Below are 17,134 nucleotides of genomic sequence, written 5' to 3' on the forward strand. Positions count from 1 at the left end.
TTCGGGTGAATACGCGTCGAATAGCCGATTCTCGGACGGCGTCCGAGGAGAGTCCCGGTCCTGAACCGGAATCGCTCGGGTGAACGACGTATTCACGCCTTTTGTTGTGTCGAAAGCCGTTGTTCGTTCCCTTGAGGGTGAAATCGGCGGATGGTTTCCTCTGGGACCCGATGACCTTCGCACCCTAGGCTTCGGTCGGAGGTCCGGCCGGTCCACAGGGGGAGTCCATATGCAGCCGCTGGAAGCCGGCGAACCGCTGACCATCGGTTCCTACCGACTGCTCGGCAGGCTCGGTGCGGGCGGCATGGGGCGGGTCTATCTGGGGCGCAGCGCGGGCGGACGCACCGTCGCGGTCAAGGTCGTGCACCCCCACTTCGCTCTCGACGAGCAATTCCGGGCCCGGTTCCGGCGGGAGGTGGACGCGGCACGGCGGATCGGTGCGCAGTGGACGGCGCCCGTCCTGGACGCCGACCCGGACGCCCCCATTCCCTGGGTCGCCACCGGCTATGTGGCCGGGCCCCCGCTGTCCGCCGCGGTCGCCGAGCACGGCCCGCTGCCCGAGCACGCGGTGCGGACACTGGGCGCCGGACTCGGGGAGGCGCTGGCCGCGGTGCACGCCCAGGACCTCATCCACCGCGATGTGAAGCCCTCCAACGTGCTGCTCGCCCTCGACGGTCCCCGGCTCATCGATTTCGGGATCGCCCACGCCATCGGTGCCACCGCCTCGCTCACCTCGACCGGGGTGTCGGTCGGCTCGCCCGGCTACATGGCGCCGGAGCAGATCCGGGGCGTGGACATCTCGGGTGCGGCCGATGTCTTCTCGCTCGGCGCGGTGCTCGTGTACGCGGCCACCGGTACCGCCCCCTTCCTCGGTGACTCCTCCGCCGTACTGCTCTACAAGGTGGTGCACGAGGAGCCCGAGCTGGGGGAGCTCGACGGGGAGCTGAGGGACATCGTCGCCGGGTGCCTGGCGAAGTATCCGGAGGACCGGCCGACCCCCATGGAACTGGCCCGGCAGCTGGCGCCGGGCGGGGCCGCCGCTCTGGTGGCGGCGGGGTGGCTGCCCGGCCCGCTGGTGCGCGAGGTCAGCCAAGCGGCGGTCGCGCTGCTGGACCTGGAGCCGCAGGACGCGCCGGTGCAGTCGGGGCCGGTGCCGTTCAGCGGTGTTTCGTGGGGTGTGAACGGCGCGAACGGCGGCGGAGGTGCGGGCGGTGGGTTCGGCCCGCCGGTCGGGCCGTTCCCCTCGCACGAACCCACCCGGCCGCCCCGGCCGAACGGGCCGCCCTCATGGCCCGCGACCGCCGCGGGCGCGGCCGGGCCGGCGCAGCCGTCCGGGCTGCCGGGGCAGCGCACGTCGGACCCCCGTTTCTCGGTCACCGTCGGCGCGGACTCCGAGGCAGCCCGCCCCGAGGCGAACCGGGGCCGGAGGCTGAGCTGCACCGTCGCCCTCGCCGTGGCCGGTGCGCTCGCCGCCGTGACCGTGGGCAGCGCGTACCTGTTCGATCTGATGCCGGGCGGCGGCGGCCGGAACACGGCCGAGCAGGGTGGTGTCGGCGCCACCCCGCCGGCCGCCACGCCCTCCGCGGAACACCCGCGGCCCTCGGAATCGGCGTCCGGAACGGGGGGTGCGGGGGGCACCGGTGGCCCGGACCAGGTCACCGAGGTCCCTCATGCGTTCACCGGCACCTGGAAGGGCCCGCTCACCGAGAAGACCACCGGGCAGTCGCACGGCACGCTCACCGCCGTGTTCAGCGCCGGGAAGAAGGGCGCGGACGTCGTCCGTATGACCACGGAGGTCTCCGCTCTCGGGCTGACCGTCCGCTGCAACAGCGTCGCCCGGCTCTCCTCCGGAACGGACGAGGAACTGACGCTCCGGGAGCGCGCCGACCCCGCCCACCCCAGCGACCCGGGCCTCTGCACCTCCACCGAATCCGACGTCCACTTCACGCGCGCCGCCGACGGCACCCTCCGCTTCCGCTCCGAGGAGCGGGGCGCGGGACTTCCGTACGGCACCCTCAGCCGGTCCGGCAGCTGACGCCGACAGGGGCTGGCGTAGGGTGAGCCGGTCCGTAGATCCGTTGAAAAACCGCCGAAAGGTGACAGCCCGGTGACCGAGAAGGCCGACCTCCAGCCCATCCTCGACCGAGCCGCCGAGGGCGGTCGGATCACTCCGGAGGAGGCTCTCGACCTCTACCGGTCGGCACCGCTGCACGCGCTGGGCGCTGCCGCCGACGCCGTACGCCGACGCCGCTACGCCGGTACGGAGCACATCGCGACGTACATCATCGAGCGCAACATCAACTACACGAACGTGTGTGTCACGGCGTGCAAGTTCTGCGCGTTCTACGCCGCGCCCAAGGACACCGCCAAGGGCTGGTCCCGCGACCTCGACGACATCCTGCGCCGCTGCGCGGAGACCGTCGAGCTCGGCGGTACGCAGATCATGTTCCAGGGCGGACACCACCCGGACTACGGCGTCGAGTACTACGAGGAGCACTTCTCCGCCATCAAGAAGGCGTTCCCGCAGCTGGTCATCCACTCGCTCGGCGCCTCCGAGGTCGAGCACATGGCCCGGATCTCCAAGGTCTCCGTCGAGGAGGCCATCCAGCGCATCCACGCCGCCGGTCTCGACTCCTTCGCGGGAGCGGGCGCCGAACTGCTGCCGGCCCGGCCGCGCACGGCGATCGCCCCGCTCAAGGAGTCCGGCGAGCGCTGGCTGGAGATCATGGAGGCCGCGCACCGCCTGGGCGTCGAGTCCACCTCCACCATGCTGATGGGCACCGGCGAGACCAACGCGGAGCGCATCGAGCACCTGCGGATGATCCGCGACGTGCAGGACCGCACGGGTGGCTTCCGGGCGTTCATCCCGTACACGTACCAGCCCGAGAACAACAAGCTGAAGGGCCAGACGCAGGCCACGCTGTTCGAGTACCTGCGGATGATCGCCATCGCCCGGATCTTCCTCGACAACGTCGCGCACATCCAGGGCTCCTGGCTGACCACCGGCAAGGAGGTCGGCCAGCTGTCGCTGCACTACGGCGCCGACGACCTCGGCTCGATCATGCTGGAGGAGAACGTCGTCTCCTCCGCCGGTGCCAAGCACCGCTCCAACCGCCTGGAGATCATCGACCTGATCCGCAAGGCGGACCGCGTCCCCGCCCAGCGCGCCACGACCTACGAGCACCTCGTCGTCCACGACGACCCGGCGGACGACCCGGTCGACGAGCGGGTGGTCTCGCACATCTCGTCCACCGCGATCGAGGGCGGCACGGCCCACCCGGAGCTGAAGCTCCTGAACGCCAACTGAGTCCGCCTTGCTGACGGTTCACGCCGCCGACGCGGTGCACGGCGCCCCGGACGGGGCCGACTCCGTGGCCGTGGACGGCGGTGTGGTCGTCGCCATCGGCGCGTTCGCGGAGCTGACCGCCGCCCGTCCGCAGGCCCGGATCCGGCGGTGGTCCGGTCTGATCACCCCGGGACTGCTGAACGCGGGGGCACCGGCGCTGCTGGAGGCCGCCTACCACCCGGATCCGCGCGAGGCGGACGAGCTCGGCGGCGACCCGCTCACCGGTGACGCGCTCACCGCACTCGGCATGGACGACGCCCGCTGGGGCGCGAGTGCCCGGCGCGGACTGCAACGGATGCTGCGGCACGGCACGACCGCCGTCCGGGGCCCCTTCACCCGCCCCGCCGTGCGCACGGCGGTCGCCCGCTCGGGGCTGCGCGTCCACGGACCGGGCCCGGCGCCGGAACCTGTCTCGCTCGACCCGTTGGCGTCCGTGCAGGAGCCGGCCGACGCGTTCGCGGCGGTCCTGGCCGTGGGCGGGCCGGCGGATCTGGCCGTGTTCGGCGTACGGGACCTGGCGGCGCTGCGCACCGAGGGCGCCGGGAGCTGCACGGCGACGGTGCTCGGTGGACGGCTGGTCTTCCGCCGCAGCTGAGACCGCGGCGAAGGCCGCGGTGGAGACCGCGGTGGAGACGCCAGCGGAGAGCGTGGCCGAGTCCTTGCCGAGCCCGAGCCCGAGCCCTCGCCAAGTCGGAGTCCTTGCCGAGTCCGGGCCCGAGCCCGATTCCTCGCCGGGTCCGAGTACCGTGCCGGGCCCGCAGCCGAGCCGCATCGGTGACCTGCCCGGGGCCGGGACGGACCGGGACGGAGACCCGTCACGGTACCGACGGGCCGCCCAGATACCGGCCCTCGGCGTCGTACGGCCAGGCGTTGGAGACGCACCCCTTCAGCCCGTAGATCTGCTGCATCATCGCCGGGGCGGGACGGCCCTTGCCCGGACAGGTCTCGTGGCCGTGGCCCAGCCAGTGCCCGACCTCGTGGTTGATGATGAGGGCCCGGTAGTCGGCGAGCGGACCGTGGAACTCGGGCGAGCCCTGTTGCCAGCGCTTGAGGTTGACCATGACATCGGTGCCGACACGGCAGTTGACCTCGCCATGGGTGTCGAGGCCGCTCCGCCCGCAGATGGCGTCGGTGGTCCCGGGGGTGGCGATACGTATGACCAGTCCCGCCGGGCCGTCGGCGACCTGGCGGAAGGTGTGCTCGCCATGGTGCGACCAGCCACGTGGCGCGGCCAGGATGCGGGCGATCTCGGCGGCGGCCCTGTCCGGATCGACGCCCGAGCCGTCCTCCACCTCGACCCGGTAGGCATTGCCCCCGGCCTTGGACCTGCCCGAGCCCGGGACGCCCGCGCGGGCGACGGTGAACGTGCCGATCTCCGACGCGCTCCCGGACGCGGACGGTGTGGCCGCTTTCCCCTCACCGCCGCCGCTCCACCGGGGCCCCACCACGGCGGCACAGATCAGTACGGCCGGGACGACCACGGCGACGAGCAGCCGGTTCCGACCGCGTTCCGGCCAGAACCGCCGGCGCGCGCCCTGTGCGGACATATGTGCTCCCCCCTGCTCCCGGTGACTCCCGTGCTCCCGGTGACTCCGTGCTCCCGGTGACTCCGTGCTCCCCCTGTACTGACTGCCGGTGGGCCGAATTGGTTCAGTCCACACGGACACGACTCGCGACCGGCGCGAAGCACGAGGACCGGGGCTGCTTGAATGGGCGGGTGACCCGAGCTTCCCTGGACAAGCAGCCGCACGAAGTCGCCACGATGTTCGACGACGTGGCGGCGAACTACGACCTCACCAACGACGTGCTGTCGCTCGGCCAGGCCCGGCTGTGGCGCAAGGAGGTCGCGAAGGCGGTGCACGCCCGGCCCGCGGAGAAGGTCCTCGACCTGGCCGCGGGCACGGCGACGTCCTCGCTGCCCTTCGCCGCGACGGGCGCGTACGTCGTGCCCTGCGACTTCTCCCTCGGCATGCTCCAGGAGGGCAAGAAGCGCAATTCCTGGCTGCCCTTCACCGCGGGCGACGCCACCAGGCTGCCGTTCCGCGACGAGACCTTCGACGCGGTGACGATCTCCTTCGGGCTGCGCAACGTCCAGGACACGGACGCGGCGCTGCGCGAGCTGTACCGGGTGACGAAGCCGGGCGGCCGGGTGGTGATCTGCGAGTTCTCGCAGCCGACGTGGACGCCGTTCCGCACGGTGTACACGGAGTACCTGATGCGGGCGCTGCCGCCGGTCGCGCGCGCGGTGTCGTCCAACCCCGACGCGTACGTCTATCTCGCCGAGTCCATCCGGGCCTGGCCCGACCAGGCCGGGCTCGCGGCGAAGCTCCAGCGGGCCGGCTGGTCGAAGGTCGCCTGGCGCAACCTCACCGGTGGTGTGGTGGCACTGCACCGGGGCGTGCGCCCGCCGGCTTCCCGACCCCAGCCCTGACGGCCCGCCCCCGGCCCTGACGGACGGGCCCCAGCCCTGACAGCCGGGGCTCGCGGCCCGGCTGAGGGGTTCTGCGGCCCGGAACGGCCGGGCTCGTGCCCCGAACGGCCGGGCTCGTGCCCGGAACGACCGGGCTCGTGTCCCGAAGGACCGGTCGGCCCGTCGTCACGGGGCCAGTTCCAGCCGGAAGCAACGCACTTCATTCCCCGACCGCGGTGCCGTGAAGCTCTCCGCCCGTTCCATCCCCAGCCGCCGGGCCACGGAGACCGAGCGCTCGTTGCGTGCGTCGATCGTCGCCACGACCCGTTCCACCCCGGCCGCGCGCAGCCGCTCCAGCGTGAGGCGCGCGGCGGTGGTGGCGTAACCCCGGCCCCAGGCCGACCGGGCCAGCCGCCAGCCGATCTCGGTCTCGCCCACCGGGCCGTACGTGGTCTGCGGCCAGGGCTGGGCGCCGGTGAAGCCCGCGACCTCACCGTCCTCGCCGAGCACCGTCCACAGGCAGTACCCCAGCTCCGCGTCGAGTCTGCGCTGTCGGGCGGTCCACTCCTCGTACATCGAATGTTCCTCCGACGCACCGCCGAAGAACTCCATCACCTCGGGGTCGTCGAACGCGCGGTGCCAGGAGAGCGCGTCCTCGTCGGTCGGGACGCGCAACTGCAGGGAAGGAGCGGCGAGTGGCACGTTCGACATCGGGGAGCCCTTCGGAAAGTTGATCAGCGGACCCCCATAGACTGCACGGGACAGGTGCCGCGCGGCACGCGATTTCGAGTCTTCGGGAGATCCGACCGTGACCGAGCAGCCCCTCTCCGAACACAGCGCGGATGTGATCGTCGTCGGGGCAGGCCCGGCCGGTTCCACGACCGCGTACTACCTCGCCAAGGCCGGACTGGACGTCCTGCTCCTGGAGAAGACGGCGTTCCCCCGGGAGAAGGTCTGCGGCGACGGCCTCACCCCGCGCGCGACCAAGCAGCTCGTCTCCATGGGAATCGACATCTCCGAAGAGGCCGGCTGGCTGCGCAACAAGGGTCTGCGCATCATCGGCGGCGGCGTCCGGCTCCAGCTGGACTGGCCTGATCTCGCCTCGTACCCGGACTACGGACTGGTCCGCAAGCGCGACGACTTCGACGAGCAGCTGGCCCGCCAGGCGCAGAAGGCGGGCGCGCGGCTGTACGAGCGCTGCAACGTCGGCGCCCCGATCGTCGACGACCGCACCGGCCGCATCACCGGCGTCAACGCGAAGCTCGGCGAGGAGAAGACCCCGGTCACCTTCCACGCCCCGCTCGTCGTCGCCGCCGACGGCAACTCCACCCGGCTGTCGCTCGCCATGGGCCTGCACCGGCGCGAGGACCGCCCGATGGGCGTGGCCGTGCGTACGTACTTCACCTCGCCCCGCCACGACGACGACTACCTGGAGTCCTGGCTGGAGCTGTGGGACCGGCGCGGCCCCCAGGACCGGCTCCTGCCCGGCTACGGCTGGATCTTCGGCATGGGCGACGGCACGTCCAACGTCGGCCTCGGCATTCTCAACTCCTCGTCCGCGTTCAAGGAGTTGGACTGGCGCGAGGTCCTCAAGGCGTGGTGCGCGTCCATGCCGGAGGACTGGGGCTACACCCCGGAGAACATGACGACGCCGATCCGCGGCGCCGCCCTCCCGATGGCCTTCAACCGCCAGCCGCACTACACCAAGGGCCTGCTGCTCGTCGGTGACGCGGGCGGCATGGTCAACCCGTTCAACGGCGAAGGCATCGCGTACGCCATGGAGTCGGGCCAGATCGCCGCCGACGTCATCGTCCAGGCCCACGCCCGCGCGACCCCGGCCCAGCGCGAACTGGCTCTCACCAACTACCCGAAGGTGCTCAAGGAGACCTACGGCGGCTACTACACGATGGGCCGCGCCTTCGTGAAGCTGATCGGCAACCCGAAGGTCATGAAGGTCGCCACCCAGCGCGGTCTGACGCACCCGCTGCTGATGAAGTTCACGCTGAAGATGCTCGCCAACCTGACCGACCCGACGGGCGGCGACGCGATGGACCGGATCATCAACGGACTGTCGAAGGTGGCCCCGAAGGCCTGAGCCGCCCCCCGGACCGGCCACGGCCGCGCTCAGTCGGTGAGCGCGGCCGTGGCCGGTCCTCTTGATGTACGTATGCCCGCGGAGGAGCAGCTGTTGCTCCGCGGGCGCTGACCGTGGTGATTCGGCGCCGTCGCAGCGCCCATCCGCAGACCGCGCCAGCGACATCCGGTCAACTTCCTTATACCAAACCCCTGTTCATCCGGCAGGCCCCGCAAGGATCCGCCAGCCCGCACGGCACCTACGCGCACTGCGCACGGTGGCGGCTTCGAGTCGCGTGCCCGAGCGGCCGACGAGCCGGGCTCGATGAAGGTGCGCGTAGGTACGGATACTCAGGGCCGGTTTGAGTGATCGTGCGGACATGACGCAGCGCACCCGGTGTGTAACGTCTGTGTCGGTAACCCCAGCGAGCACGACAGACGTATCTGGGGCGATTACCCGGGCGACGCCCAGGTCACGGGGGGACACGCGCATGGCGTGGGACGAGTGGGAACAGCTCAAGGCGCAGGTCGTCGAGCGGCACACCACCGATACGCAGATCAACAGCGCCTCGGTCGGCGGCGGCTACGCCACGGCGTCCGGTGGCGGGGGCGGTACTGGCACGCTCAAGCACAAGGGCGGCCCGTGGACGAAGGCGGCCGGCACCGCGGATGATCTCCAGACCAGCACGATCACCGCAAAGGCTGACCTGCGTAGAGCTCACGACGGCACTGTCGGCGGTCTGGCCGGGCTGTCCAGCCTCGGAGCGCTCAAGTCTGTACTCACCTCGTGGGACGAACGCCTCGGTCGTGTCCGTGAGGAGTGCAGTTCTCTGGAGCCGAAGCTGCGTCAGGTGGCTGTGATCCTCGCCGAAGTGGATGCCGAGGTGGGGGACAAGGCGAAGGCGGTCACGGTGCCCGGCACGAGGAGGGGCGAGTAGACCATGGCCACAGCACCCGGGCTGACATGGCAGCGGCTCCGCGACCTCGAACTGTCAGAACTGACCGATGCCGCCGACGGCTGGCGCGCCGCTTCCGCATTCGCCGATGCTGCTCGCGAACGCGTCGACGGAGACATGAGCGGCAAGCTCACCAAGACCCAGGACAGCGAGTCCGCCCGAGCTGCCGTCAAGCGATTGAAGCGACTGAGCGAGAACTACCACTACGTCCGCACTGAGACCGGCCTCATCCGAGGTGCCCTCGACGGGCTCGCCAGTGAACTCAGCACCCCACAGCGCCGGCTGCGCGGCGCCCTCGGAGACGCCGCTTCTCTCGGATACACCGTCAACGACAACGGCAGCATCGACTACCCGGCCGGTGGCAAGAACGAGCTGACCGGCGACACGATGCCCGGCGGCTCCGTGGTGGGCAACAACGGCCTCATCGGTGCCGGGAACCCGGGGTTGTACCGCGATGCCAACGGCATGTTAGACCCTGCTCTGGGCCCGGGTGGTCCCGTGTTGAAGAGTTCCAATCCGCATCGCGCCAAAGCCCAGGACGTCGCCGACCGCCTTGCCCACGCCTTGCGGGAAGCACGCGAGATCGATGAGCGGTACAGCTCGGCACTCAACAAGCTCAAGGCAGCCCCGGGCCTCACGGTCGACACCAAGACGTGGGCGGACGTGGCCTTGGATGCCGATGCGGTGAGCCAAGCCGCGCACCACTACTTGGAGAACCACCTTCCGCTCGACAAGTCGCCCGCGGAACGTAAGGAGTGGTGGGACCACCTCAGCAAGGGGCAGCGTGAAGAGTACATCTCCGCGTTTCCTGAGCTGATCGGGAACTTGGACGGGATTCCGGCGCTGGTACGCGATGAGGCAAACCGCGAAAATCTTCAGATGCTCATCGGGCAACTCGACGGGAAGCATGATGACGCTTCCCGAGACATGCTGGGTGGTCTGAAGAAGATCCAGGAGAAGCTGGAGAAAGGCAGCGAGTTTCCGATGTACCTGCTGGGCATCGGTGATGCGGGCAACGGCCGCGCGATCATCGCCTACGGCAACCCCGACACCGCCGACAACGTCTCGGCGTATGTCCCGGGACTCGGAACCAAGTTGGATGCGGAGTTCGCCGACGGAACGGTCAACCGAGCGCTGCAGACAGCCCGCGGCGCGCATCATGCTGATCAGTTCAGCAGAACCTCGTCGATCGTGTGGCTCGGATACGACGCGCCGCAGACGACACCGAGTGATCTGGCTAGCGGTAAAAGCGTGATGTTCACGAACGATGCCAAGACGGGAGCCCCTGACTACAACGCGTTCATGGAGGGGATCTCCGCGACGCACGAGGGCGGCGCCCCGCACGTCACCGCCATCGGACATTCCTACGGCTCCCTCACGGTCGGGCTCGCAGCTCAGGAGAAAGGCGGCATCCCCGGCGCCGATGACATCATCCTGGTCGGAAGTCCTGGCACCGGCGCGGACAACGCTCAGGACCTCAATGTGGGTAAGGGCCACGTGTTCGTGGGCGCAGCTGACAACGACATCGTCACCAAACTCCCGAACCATGAGGAAGTATCTGGCATGGTCTCCGGCGCGGTCGGCGGAGGGTCGGCCGGATTCGTTCTGGGAGCCGGCATGGCCGGCCCGCCGGGAGCGGTTGTCGGTGGCGGTGCCGGGGCCATCGTTGGAGGTATCGGCGGCTACATGGCCCAAGACGCGCAGACCGACCCCAGTGAGCGTTGGTTCGGTACCGACCCGGCAAGTAAAGATTTCGGAGCCACACGGTTCACGGTGGATGACGGGGCAACCATCATCGAAGACCGTGGAAAGATGTCAGCGCATTCGAATTACTTCAACCCGGCGAAAGATCAAGCCTCGGCCGACAATATTGCCAAGGTTGTGGCTGGGAAACCTGAAAAGATCAGCTTGGAGACGCCTCGATGAGGATTTTGCGAGCCGTGGGGCTGGTGGCTGGAGTGCTGCTCCTGACCGGATGCGGTGCATCAGGCGAATCGACTGGGCGGGAGGTAAAGATGAACATGCAGGAGGCAGCGGTGCGGGCGGACGAAATCCTTGACGGGACATTTGCCGCCATCAAGCCGCCGGTGCACTGGACGCACGAGCAGTCGATTGAAGGGGGATGTGACGTACAAAGGAGCCGAGCGGTCATGACGATCATTTCGGTGGAGCGTCGGGGGAACTTCCTGAGGATGATCGAGCGCTACTGGGAGAGTCAGGGATACAAGCAACTCTCAGTGAACAACTCGGAAATGCCGGCCATGTACTACAGGACGCCCGACGAATTCAATGTGCGCGTGCTTATCGGTGGTGCGGGGCAAGCCTTTTTTGAAGTTGCGACGCCTTGTGTGAACGCTTCCAAGGTGTCTCCGCCGAAGGCGGAGACAGTTGGCCCGAACTATGCCGGAAAGGAGACCCCCATTCCTGACGTCGAGTCGGATTTCTGGTCCGTGAAGAGCCCGGTTTCTTCCACGTGACTTCGCCAACAGAATGTTGGAATTCACGTGTGGTCTTCCTGCCGGTGCTTGCGCAGTAGCACGTTGCAGTCGGTTTCGGAGCTTCTTCGTGCCGTGCGCAGGCGAGGCCGCACTGCTCGGCGAGATCCGCGCAGCGCGTGCAGCCGAGTACAGGCGCCGGCCCGTCGCGCCACGGGTGTGCGGCGGCATTCGCGCGTGGCGGCCGCAGGACGCAGTCGCGTATCTCGTCGACCTCGCGCTCGCGGAGCACGCGTCGAGACCCGTGCGGAACCCATGGGCTTGAGCATGGAACGACCTTGGTTCCTCCGAGTATGCCTATGAATCGGAGGAACAAAGGTGGCCCCGAAGGCCTGAGCCGCCCCCGGACCGGCCACGGCCGCGCTCAGTCGGTGAGCGCGGCCGCGACGATCTTCTTGATGTACGTGATCTCAGAGCCGGCCCCCGCGGGGTTCAGCGAGTAGACGATCCGGTGCTCCAGGTTCGGGGTGGCGAAGAACCCGTTGTCCCAGCCGGGCCGTGAACCCGTCTTGCCCCAGACGGTCCGGCCGCCCGGCAGCTCGTACCGCATCAGCCCGCCGACACTGAAGCAGGCCGTTTCCTCGGGGCAGTTGGTGTTGGTGGTGGCACTGGACGCCCGCGGCACCGTGAGCAGCAGCTTTTGCTCGGCCGGCGGCAGCAGCCTGCCCTGGAACAAGGCGGTCAGGAAGCGGTCCAGATCGGCGGCAGTGGAGATCATTCCGCCCTCCGCCCACGGGTAGGGGCTCTGTTCGGTCAGCCTGAGGCCGGCGCCGATCGAGCTCGTCGTCGGCTTCCTCGTAGGAGTCGGGATGCGGGAAGGGCAAAGACAGCAGGTCGCGCCGCATCGTGCTGTTACAGCGGCTTCCCCTGCGAGGTGATCCAAAAGACGCGGCCTAGGACCGCTGCCCCGTGCCTGCGCTCGTACGGCGGAGGTCCGCTTCCTCCTCGGAGCGCCGCCCACCACTGGCGATCACGCGCCCCCCGGACCTGCGCGGCAGTACCCGGCCCAGGAGGCGGGCGAGGCCGGATTCGTAGCGGGGCTGGAGCAGCAGGAGCAGGCCCAACCCGCACACGAACGCGATCCCGAAGAGCATCCAGGACTTGGCGCCCCGCGCCGAATAGGCCACGATCCCGAACGAGAACAGCGCCGACCAGAAGTACATGAGCAGTACGGCCCGGCGGTGCGAGTGGCCGAGCTGGAGCAGGCGGTGGTGGAGGTGGCCCTTGTCGGCGGCGAAGGGCGACTTTCCGTTCCACGTACGCCTGATGACCGCGAGCACGAGGTCCGCGACCGGCAGCGCGATGACGGACAGCGGCAGCAGCAGCGGAATGTAGACCGGCACCATCGCGGCCGACCCGGGGACACCGTCGACGGCCTGATTGAGGAGGCTCGGGTCGATCTCGCCCGTCACGGAGACCGCGCACCCGGCGATGAGCAGCCCGAGCAGCATCGAGCCCGAGTCACCCATGAAGATCCGGGCCGGGTGCGAGTTGTGGACCAGGAAGCCGAGGCACATGCCCGCCAGGATCGCGGAGATCAGCGTGGTGGACGCGGCGGCCTCGATCCCGTAGCCGTACCAGAGCCGGTAGGCGTACAGGAAGAACGCCGTCGCCGCGATGCCCACCGTGCCGGCGGCCAGCCCGTCGAGCCCGTCGACGAAGTTGACCGCGTTGATGGAGACGACGATCAGCGCCACGGTCAGCAGCGTGCCCTGCCAGTCGGAGAGGTAGATCCCGTCGGCGCCGGGCACCGGGAGCCAGAGGATCGTCAGACCCTGGAACGCCATCACCCCGGCGGCGAGCACCTGACCGCCGAGCTTGACCAGCGAGTCGACGCCCCATTTGTCGTCCAGGACGCCCAGCAGCCAGATGATTGCGGCGCCGGACAGCAGCGCCCGCGGCGTCGAGCTCTCGGTGAAGATCTCCTTCAGATGCGGCAGGTGGGAGGCGACCAGCAGTCCGGCCACCAGCCCGCCGAACATCGCGACGCCGCCGAGGCGTGGGGTGGGTTCGCGATGGACGTCGCGCGCCCGGATCTCGGGCATCGCACCGACCGAGATGGCGAACTTCCGCACGGGTCCGGTCAGGAGATGGGTCACCGCAGCCGTGATGAACAGCATCAGCAAGTAGTCCCGCACGGGCGGCCCTCACATTCCGGCCCAGCAGCAGGCCGATACCTGAACAGTTTCTTCCGGTTACTCCGGGACCGCTGCTCAGGGTGGGACGGGGCCGGTGGCGAGTCCGATGCGGCCACATGTGAAGCCCGGACCCCGATCGAGGCCCCTCACTGCGCCCCGGCGAGCCTAACCCATGCGGATTTCTGTACGACGAGGGTGTGGCGGGGCGCGGGGCGGCGACCGTCTCGTACGGGGGCGGTTGCCGCAGACGAAGACGGTGCGGTTCACCCTCGCCGGGCGCCGAGGCGCCCGGAGCGCGTCCCGGCCAGGGCCACCACGACCATCACGACAGCCGCGACCGCCCCGCCGAGCAGCATGACCGCCGACACGGACAGGTGGTCGAGGACCGCCCCGCCCGTCAGGGCGCCGATGGCGAAGGTCGCCTGGAAGGACGCGGTGAACAGGACCGACGCCGCTTCGGGCGCGTCGGGCGCGGACGTGGCGAACCAGGCCTGCGAGCAGACCGGCACCGCACCGTAGGCGACACCCCAGACGGCCAGCAGCGCGACGGCTCCGGCCTCCCACCTGCCCAGGACCGGGAGCAGCGCGGTCGCGGCGGCGATCAGCCCCGCGGCGAGGGCGATCGCGGCGCGCGGCCGTCGCGCCACGAGGGCGCCGCCGAGGAAGTTGCCGGCGATTCCGGCGGTGCCGTAGACCAGCAGGAACACCGTGATCGTGGCAGGGCCCGCATGGGTGACCTGTTCGAGGAACGGAGTGACGTAGGTATAGGTCGCGAAATGCGACAGAACGACAAGAAAAGTGAGGAGCAGCGCGAACCGGGTACCGGGTCGGCCGAGCACGGTACGCAGCAGGCTCGCGCGGGTGACCTGTGTCGGCGGCAGGGCCGGAACCACCAGGAGCATGAGGGCCAGTACGCCCACGCTCAGCACCCCCATGACCACGAACGCCGTCCGCCAGCCGGCCAGGCCGCCGATGAACGTACCGACGGGGACGCCGAGCACGGAGCCCAGCGGGACCGCCGAGAAGATCACCGCGGTCGCCCGGCCGACCGACGCCGGGCGGACCAGCCGCCCGGCCAGTCCGGCCCCGATGGACCAGAAGCCGCCGATGGTGATCCCGACCATCACCCGTGAGACCAGGACGAGGCGGTAGTCGCTCGCGGCGGCGGTGAGGAAGTCGGCCAGGGCCAGCAGGAGCATGAAGGCGCAGAGCATCACCCGCCGGTCGACACGCGCCGTCGCCACGGTGACCAAGGGGGCTGAGACCGCCGCGAGGAGTCCGGGCATGGTCATCATCAGGCCCGCCGTGCCGTCCGAGACGGCGAAGTCGGACCCGATCGATGTGAGCAGGCCGATGGGCAGGATCTCCGTGGTGACGATCGAGAAGATGCCCAGCGTGACCGAGACGACGGCGAGCCGGCCGCGTAAAGGGGTGCGGGGCCGGGTGGCGGTTCGTTCGGTGGGGGTGGTGGCCGCGGTGGTCATGGCGGGTGCCGTCCTGTGCTCGGTGACGCGAGGGCTGTTCGCCCCAGTTCACAAGCGCTGGTGGACGGTGTCCGGCAGGTTCGCGACGTCAATGGCGCCCGCCCCGGGTGATGTCGTGTTCCCGCTGGAAGAGGCGACAGGGAGAGGCAACGGAGACGGCGACCGGAAACGGCGAAGGGCCGTCGCTCCCGAGCGGGGGAGCGACGGCCCTTCGCCGCGCGCCGAGAAGGCGCTTGTGAATCCGAGAACTCGGCGGGGTGAACCCCGGGAGATCAGAGAACGCGGACCGCACCCGACGGCGGGTCGTAGGAGAGCGGACGCTGCACCACACCGGTGCTGGAGTTCTGCGCACCGACGAACTGGCCGCCGCCCACGTAGATCCCGACGTGGTACGCGCTGCCCGCGCTGCCCCAGTACAGGATGTCGCCCGGCTGGAGGTTGCTCAGGGAGACCTGGGTGCCCACGGTGGACTGGGCCTGCGAGACGCGCGGCAGGTCGACGTTGATCGAGCGGAACGCGGCCTGGACGAGGCCGGAGCAGTCCCACGAGTTGGGGCCGGTGCCGCCGGGCACGTACGCGTCGCCGACCTGGGCCTTCACGAAGGCGATGACGGACGCTGCGGAGCCGGTCGCGCTCGACGAGGAGGAGGACGAGGCCGACGTCGAGGCCGCGGTGGTGGAGCCGGAGGTCGCGCTGAGCGTCGTACGGACGGCGGAGCGGGAAGCGCGCTGGGCGGCGGCCGCGGCCTCGGCCTTGGCGGCGGCCTCCGCCTTCTTCTTGGCCTCTGCCTTGCGGACCGCCTCGGCCTTGGCCTTCTTGGCGGCCTTGGCCGCGGTGGCGGCTGCGGCGTCCTCCTGGGCCTGCGTCTGCAGGTCCTGGGCGACCTGCTGCGTGGCCTGGGCGGACGCGGCGACGGCGGTGGAGAGCCCGGCGGTGATGGTGGGCATCTCGATGGTCTGGGTCACCGGCTCGGCCTGGGCCGGACCGGCAGCGCCTGCGACCGCGATGGTGCTGAGGACGCCACCGGCAACTCCGGCCCGCAGCGCCGTCTTCGGCGCGTTTCGGCGGGGCTTCCGGTGGCTGGGTATGTGAGCGGTGTGGGACATGGGTACTAGCGCTATCAGGGCCCCGGGGCTCCCATCAAGAAACGTGTGTTGCGACACAGTTACGTCCGGAATCTGTGAATCCGCTTCCTGGCAGCCCTTATTGACGCCGTAACGGGCAAACCGGGCATGCTTGATCAGCGCTGTGATCACGGACTTTCAGCAATACGCCCGAATTGCCCGCCGCTTACCATCCGTTCACACCGATGGCCAAGCCTGCTTTTATCGGCACCCGATTCGAGTGACGCAGGTCACAGGGTGGTCGTGGTGCGAGGGGTGTGTGTGCGCTCCGGGTCTGAGGGGCCGTCGGATTTCGGCCGCGGCCATTCATCCGGAAGGTCGTGAATGCGTGCACACGTCCACTTCGCTCCCCGGGAGCCCCTCGCCCGAGTGAGGCCAGAGTGGGGCAGACCCCCTTATCACCCCCAGGCCGTCCATTGCGAATTTGCCTCCACGGGTATCTGATTGTTAGTGCAACACCGTCTTGACCAGCGCTAACAGCATTAGATGTCACGTCTCGTGACCGCTCGGCCGCTTTGCGTACGAAGATCACCGCTCAGGTGGCTTCGTGGGCCTTCGCCGGGTGGTGGAGATCACAAACTCGTTGTCGTACCCCGTGTCGCAGATCACAGGATGGCGGGCATAGGATGCGGGGCAGTCGGGCTTGTGAACTGCCTCACATGTGCACGATCTTGGTGGGGTGGCGAGCCGAATCGCCCGACGCGGTCCAACGGTCAAGGACGACTGGAAGGAGCGAGGAGCGTGAATGCCTACGCGCCCATCCTCGTGCTCGGCGCCCTCGGGGCAGGGTTTGCGATCTTCTCCGTGGTCATGGCCACGCTTATCGGCCCGAAGCGGTACAACCGAGCAAAGCTCGAAGCGTACGAATGCGGTATCGAACCCACCCCCACTCCAGCCGGAGGCGGCCGCTTCCCCATCAAGTACTACCTGACGGCGATGCTCTTCATCGTCTTCGACATCGAGATCGTCTTCCTCTATCCCTGGGCGGTCACCTTCGACGCCCTGGGGATCTTCGGGCTCGTGGAGATGCTGCTCTTCGTGCTCACCGTCTTCGTCGCCTACGCGTATGTATGGCGTCGCGGCGGCCTGGAATGGGACTGAGGGGCTG

The 17,134-nt window shown here is 69.3% G+C and carries 15 protein-coding genes; 9 read left to right on the forward strand and 6 right to left on the reverse strand.

Annotated features, from left to right (window positions below):
• Positions 1 to 229 precede the first annotated feature (229 nt).
• The 3 genes from ACZ68L_RS16125 (at position 230) to ACZ68L_RS16135 (ending at position 3,941) form a co-directional block, all read left to right on the forward strand.
• A complete protein-coding gene (locus ACZ68L_RS16125; RefSeq protein ID WP_469577428.1) occupies positions 230 to 2,035 on the forward strand; it encodes a serine/threonine-protein kinase in 1,806 nt (601 codons plus the stop codon).
• Between the two features lie 72 nt (positions 2,036 to 2,107).
• The gene (gene mqnC, locus ACZ68L_RS16130) at positions 2,108 to 3,307 is read left to right on the forward strand and encodes a cyclic dehypoxanthinyl futalosine synthase (protein WP_469577429.1); all 1,200 of its coding nucleotides are present in this window, start codon (positions 2,108 to 2,110) and stop codon (positions 3,305 to 3,307) included.
• Positions 3,308 to 3,314: 7 nt separating this feature from the next.
• Positions 3,315 to 3,941 (forward strand): hypothetical protein, encoded by a 627-nt coding sequence (locus tag ACZ68L_RS16135; RefSeq protein ID WP_469577430.1) that lies wholly within the window; start codon positions 3,315 to 3,317, stop codon positions 3,939 to 3,941.
• Between the two features lie 220 nt (positions 3,942 to 4,161).
• Here ACZ68L_RS16135 and ACZ68L_RS16140 read toward each other — a convergent pair whose 3' ends face one another.
• Positions 4,162 to 4,893, reverse strand: a complete 732-nt coding sequence (locus ACZ68L_RS16140; protein WP_469577431.1) for a DUF3152 domain-containing protein — start codon at positions 4,891 to 4,893, stop codon at positions 4,162 to 4,164.
• Between the two features lie 170 nt (positions 4,894 to 5,063).
• Here ACZ68L_RS16140 and ACZ68L_RS16145 point away from each other — a divergent pair, with 170 nt between their 5' ends.
• Complete coding sequence (locus ACZ68L_RS16145; RefSeq protein WP_469577432.1) at positions 5,064 to 5,777, forward strand: demethylmenaquinone methyltransferase; 714 nt, start codon at positions 5,064 to 5,066, stop codon at positions 5,775 to 5,777.
• A 165-nt stretch (positions 5,778 to 5,942) separates the two neighbouring features.
• Here ACZ68L_RS16145 and ACZ68L_RS16150 read toward each other — a convergent pair whose 3' ends face one another.
• On the reverse strand, positions 5,943 to 6,467 hold the full coding sequence (locus ACZ68L_RS16150) for a GNAT family N-acetyltransferase (protein ID WP_469577434.1): 525 nt from the start codon (positions 6,465 to 6,467) through the stop codon (positions 5,943 to 5,945).
• A gap of 97 nt (positions 6,468 to 6,564) precedes the next feature.
• Here ACZ68L_RS16150 and ACZ68L_RS16155 point away from each other — a divergent pair, with 97 nt between their 5' ends.
• The 4 genes from ACZ68L_RS16155 to ACZ68L_RS16170 all read left to right on the forward strand — a co-directional run bounded on the left by ACZ68L_RS16155 (position 6,565) and on the right by ACZ68L_RS16170 (position 11,262).
• Positions 6,565 to 7,851 (forward strand): geranylgeranyl reductase family protein, encoded by a 1,287-nt coding sequence (locus tag ACZ68L_RS16155; protein ID WP_322109794.1) that lies wholly within the window; start codon positions 6,565 to 6,567, stop codon positions 7,849 to 7,851.
• Between the two features lie 469 nt (positions 7,852 to 8,320).
• Complete coding sequence (locus ACZ68L_RS16160; protein ID WP_469577435.1) at positions 8,321 to 8,767, forward strand: amino acid ABC transporter permease; 447 nt, start codon at positions 8,321 to 8,323, stop codon at positions 8,765 to 8,767.
• A gap of 3 nt (positions 8,768 to 8,770) precedes the next feature.
• On the forward strand, positions 8,771 to 10,711 hold the full coding sequence (locus ACZ68L_RS16165) for an alpha/beta hydrolase (protein WP_469577436.1): 1,941 nt from the start codon (positions 8,771 to 8,773) through the stop codon (positions 10,709 to 10,711).
• An 89-nt stretch (positions 10,712 to 10,800) separates the two neighbouring features.
• Positions 10,801 to 11,262 carry a hypothetical protein gene (locus ACZ68L_RS16170; RefSeq protein WP_469577437.1) on the forward strand — a complete coding sequence of 154 codons (462 nt, stop codon included), beginning with the start codon at positions 10,801 to 10,803 and terminating at the stop codon, positions 11,260 to 11,262.
• Positions 11,263 to 11,644: 382 nt separating this feature from the next.
• Here the strand turns inward: ACZ68L_RS16170 and ACZ68L_RS16175 are convergent, their stop codons facing one another.
• The 4 genes from ACZ68L_RS16175 to ACZ68L_RS16190 form a co-directional block, all read right to left on the reverse strand.
• Complete coding sequence (locus ACZ68L_RS16175; protein WP_469577438.1) at positions 11,645 to 12,244, reverse strand: serine hydrolase; 600 nt, start codon at positions 12,242 to 12,244, stop codon at positions 11,645 to 11,647.
• Positions 12,174 to 13,418 (reverse strand): MraY family glycosyltransferase, encoded by a 1,245-nt coding sequence (locus tag ACZ68L_RS16180; protein WP_469577439.1) that lies wholly within the window; start codon positions 13,416 to 13,418, stop codon positions 12,174 to 12,176. Before ACZ68L_RS16180 ends, ACZ68L_RS16175 begins: the two co-directional genes overlap by 71 nt.
• Before the next feature lie 263 nt (positions 13,419 to 13,681).
• A complete protein-coding gene (locus ACZ68L_RS16185; RefSeq protein WP_469577440.1) occupies positions 13,682 to 14,902 on the reverse strand; it encodes an MFS transporter in 1,221 nt (406 codons plus the stop codon).
• A 272-nt stretch (positions 14,903 to 15,174) separates the two neighbouring features.
• A complete protein-coding gene (locus ACZ68L_RS16190; protein WP_469577441.1) occupies positions 15,175 to 16,008 on the reverse strand; it encodes a C40 family peptidase in 834 nt (277 codons plus the stop codon).
• A gap of 759 nt (positions 16,009 to 16,767) precedes the next feature.
• Between ACZ68L_RS16190 and ACZ68L_RS16195 the strand changes: the two genes are divergently transcribed.
• A complete protein-coding gene (locus ACZ68L_RS16195; RefSeq protein WP_003992243.1) occupies positions 16,768 to 17,127 on the forward strand; it encodes an NADH-quinone oxidoreductase subunit A in 360 nt (119 codons plus the stop codon).
• Positions 17,128 to 17,134 lie beyond the last annotated feature (7 nt).

It is taken from the genome of Streptomyces sp. NPDC104309 (assembly GCF_055584025.1).